The sequence below is a fragment of the Cryobacterium sp. M91 genome (genome assembly GCF_002929615.1).
Classification (GTDB): Bacteria; Actinomycetota; Actinomycetes; order Actinomycetales; family Microbacteriaceae; genus Cryobacterium; species Cryobacterium levicorallinum.
In genome coordinates this window covers 1-3042 of sequence record NZ_PJJT01000026.1, presented here as the reverse complement: position 1 = coordinate 3042, position 3042 = coordinate 1, and the positions used below count along the sequence as shown (strand labels likewise).

4 protein-coding genes are annotated in these 3042 nt (G+C 59.4%); 2 read left to right on the top strand and 2 right to left on the bottom strand.

The annotated features are described in order from the left end of the window. The first annotated feature begins 711 nt into the window (after positions 1–711). Positions 712–921 carry a helix-turn-helix domain-containing protein gene (locus CXY80_RS20550; protein ID WP_104131141.1) on the top strand — a complete coding sequence of 70 codons (210 nt, stop codon included), beginning with the start codon at positions 712–714 and terminating at the stop codon, positions 919–921. 69 nt (positions 922–990) lie between these two features. On the opposite strand, the gene CXY80_RS00265 is transcribed toward CXY80_RS20550, so the two are convergent. After that, positions 991–1371: a hypothetical protein gene (locus CXY80_RS00265; protein ID WP_104131140.1), complete on the bottom strand. Its 381-nt coding sequence runs from the start codon at positions 1369–1371 to the stop codon at positions 991–993. A 553-nt stretch (positions 1372–1924) separates the two neighbouring features. Between CXY80_RS00265 and CXY80_RS19270 the strand changes: the two genes are divergently transcribed. Next, entirely contained in the window at positions 1925–2218 is a 294-nt protein-coding gene (locus tag CXY80_RS19270; protein WP_158251492.1) for a hypothetical protein, read from the top strand. Here CXY80_RS19270 and CXY80_RS00255 read toward each other — a convergent pair. Continuing rightward, the gene (locus tag CXY80_RS00255) at positions 2152–2997 is read right to left on the bottom strand and encodes an IS3 family transposase (protein ID WP_104131138.1); all 846 of its coding nucleotides are present in this window, start codon (positions 2995–2997) and stop codon (positions 2152–2154) included. The two genes, CXY80_RS19270 and CXY80_RS00255, sit on opposite strands and share 67 nt — an antisense overlap. Between the last annotated feature and the right edge of the window lie 45 nt (positions 2998–3042).

The following is a 3042-nucleotide window of genomic DNA, read 5'->3' as shown; positions in this document are numbered from 1 at the left end:
CCTCAACCTCGAAACCCCCGCCTACCGCCTCAACCAGCTACTTCTCGAAGCAAAAACCCCCGCGTTGCCCTGACCACTTGACTTTGCCCTCGTCAAGGGGCTGTAAAGTCTCGTTGCCAATCTGACAGTTCTGTCTCACCACCTCGCCAAAGCGCACCATCCCGGACCGGGCATGAAAACAGCCCCGACCGAGGCCGGGGCTGTTCTTACAGTCTGAGTGGAGCTAAGGAGATTCGAACTCCTGACCTTCTCATTGCGAAAGAGACAGATGTCGGCTGAATGCCGTTCGGTTCATGTAACACACTGAATCTGATAAACCTCGATAGACCTGGAAAGTACTGTAGATTGTGCAAGAATTGTGCAATTCAGAATGTGCAATAGCGTCATTCTGACGAGGATTCCTCGACCGCACTGGCTGTCAGTTCTCACAGCAATCGAGACTTCCTGACCTAATCGAGACCACGCCCTTGCTGGCCTCGGCCGCAGCCGGCTGCGGCATTCTCTCTCACTGCAATCAAGACTGTGCTCGGCGGCGGCGGCAGCGCACCCGCATGTTTGCGCGGCAACCGGGCAGCGTCAACCTCTGACAGCGAACTAGTCTCGATTAGGTTGACGCGAGTCTCGATTATCTTGCGAAACGACACTGGCTTCCTTAGAGATCACGCGCAAGCAACCTTCCAGCCGATTTCAGGGTTACCGCATAGAGACCTTATGGACACCAACACTAAAACCAACCGCCTCGCGTACACCTCCGCAGAAGTCGCTACGAAGCTCGGGCTCAGCGAACAGACAATTCGACGTGCAACTCGTTCAGCCTCGCTGAACTGCATACGCTTCGGCCGCGCAATCCGGTACACCGACTCACACATCGCCGCGTACATTTCACTGCACGAAGATGTGGGCTACGTCTCGGCTGACTGATTGCCGTCTCACCGCGAAGTCAAACCGGCGCTCCCAGCCTGCGACCATGGGTGCCGGATTATGATCTCACTACCCGGCAGCGAATTCGCGAGCAGCGGCCAGCACGCGAGGGCCGACATCATCCGGGTTACCCTCACGAATGAGCCGTGCCGGCGCCGTGTCCTCGAGCTGGGGGTTCATCCCCTGAAACCAAGCCTGGACAACTCGCGGCTGGTCCCGCTCGGTGAGCAGACCGGCGACCTGGTACGCGAGCCTCAGACGGCGAATCGCCTCGGCTGGTGGTTTGCGTGTGCCCTCGGCCCACTGTCGTACGGCCCGGGTTTCAGTGACGGACCCCAGGTAGGCAACCAGTTGGGCGCCGAGGAGCTCGCGCAGCTGGCCGACAAGTTCGGCGATGTCCGAACGGATGGAGATCTCGTATGCCCGCAGTCCGGGAGTGGTGAGTGACATGTATTTAGCCTAGTGTTTTGCCAGATCAGATGCCACCCCGACACCACCTCACATCCCACCTCGAATGACCGATAATACCGATTATGACAAGTAATAAAGCAGCTATTGCAAAATTGGGCGACTGAATCGTCGTGATACCCCTGCTGCTTAGCGCCAGGCGCAACTTGGGCTGAGCTTCATCGGGACCCCGCAGTGCCAACACGATAGCGCCACGATCCGAAGCTGTTAACGCCGACCGAAAATAGGGCCAGTATCGCCGATTGAAAGGTCATGTCCCGCCGGGTGGATGCTCCTATTGGTGTCAAGCGACTCTTTGTGCCGTATTGGGCTGCTGAACCTTGCCGTCGGGCCATGCGCTGAAGGCGGTTTCCAGGTCGGTGTCGGCGCGTTGTCCTATCTCGAGTCGGCGTAGGCGCTGGTAGGGGACGTTGAGCTGTTTGGCTGCGTCGGTGAGGACGATGCCGAGGGTTTGGCGGCGTTGCCGCAGCCGCGGTCCACTAGGCAGAGGGACAGCGTGATTTTGGGTGAGTAACGCGAATATTTCGTTGGCGACGTGGCGTTTGAGGCAGCGGACGATGTGACCGCGAGTCTGGACACAGTCCACGTCACCCACAACGGGGTGAACATCACCACTCACGAACGGGAGTGGGCCCGGGCGCTGACGGTGACCGACCCGGAGCACGTCGCGCAGACCGACGTGCTGCGGCGCCAGTTCCAGTCGCTGCGGCTTCGCCGCCCTCAGTCGGCGGTCGCGTTCGTCGAGACGGCGAGTCTGGCGGCTTATGACCGGTTGTTCGGCGTGGATTTGGCGGCTTCGATATTTATCGGGCCGTTTGTTTCAGCGTAGTAGTTGCGTTCATATTCTTCGGGCGGCATGTTCCCGAGTGCGCTGTGCAGGCGCCGATTGTTGTACCAATCCAGCCAGTCGAAGGTGAGTTTTTCGACGTCAGCGAGGGTCTTCAACGGACCCGTCACGAACGGTGAGGTCTTCGCCACGGCCTCGTTCTTGTAAAGCCCCATGACCGTCTCCGCGGCCGCGTTATCGTAGGCGTCTCCGATGGTTCCGATCGAGGCGACGAGGCCTTCGAGAGCGACAGTCTCGGTGAATTTAATCGATGTGTATTGAGACCCGGCATCGCTGTGATGGATCAAACCGGTCCGCACGGCGTGGCCAGCATGGTCGCGACGCCAAAGCGCCATATTCAAACAGACCCCAACGAACGGTGTGTCTTTGACCGTTGACGCATGCCAGCCCACGATCGCACGAGAGTACAGGTCGATGGCGAATGCCACGTAGACGAAGCCGCCCCACGTTGGGACATACGTGAAATCCGTGACCCAGGAGTGGTTCGGGCGGGGCGCACTGAAGTTGCGTTTAAGTAAGTCAGGGGCTCGCGCTGACTCCTTGCCAGTCGACGCCGAAGCCCGGGGCTTACGGCCCCGGACGAGGCCGTTCATGCCCTCGAGGCGCATCAACCGGTCGACCGTGTGCTTCGAAACGCCGGTGAACTCACCCCGGTGGAGCCACGCCGTCATCTTCCGCCGCCCATAGAGAATCTCGGGCTGTTCACGTCCGTGGGCGTCTAGGGCGTGTCTCTTAACCCAGTGGGTTGGTTGTGAGAGCATTTAGATGTGACTCGCACCGTTTTCCTTACTGATTCGCAGTGGTCG

Excerpts from the sequence above, each read along its gene's own strand:
- CXY80_RS20550 (WP_104131141.1), top strand. The coding sequence starts at position 712 with ATGGACACCAACACTAAAACCAACCGCCTCGCGTACACCTCCGCAGAA.
- CXY80_RS00265 (WP_104131140.1), bottom strand. The coding sequence starts at position 1,371 with ATGTCACTCACCACTCCCGGACTGCGGGCATACGAGATCTCCATCCGT.
- CXY80_RS00255 (WP_104131138.1), bottom strand. The coding sequence starts at position 2,997 with ATGCTCTCACAACCAACCCACTGGGTTAAGAGACACGCCCTAGACGCC.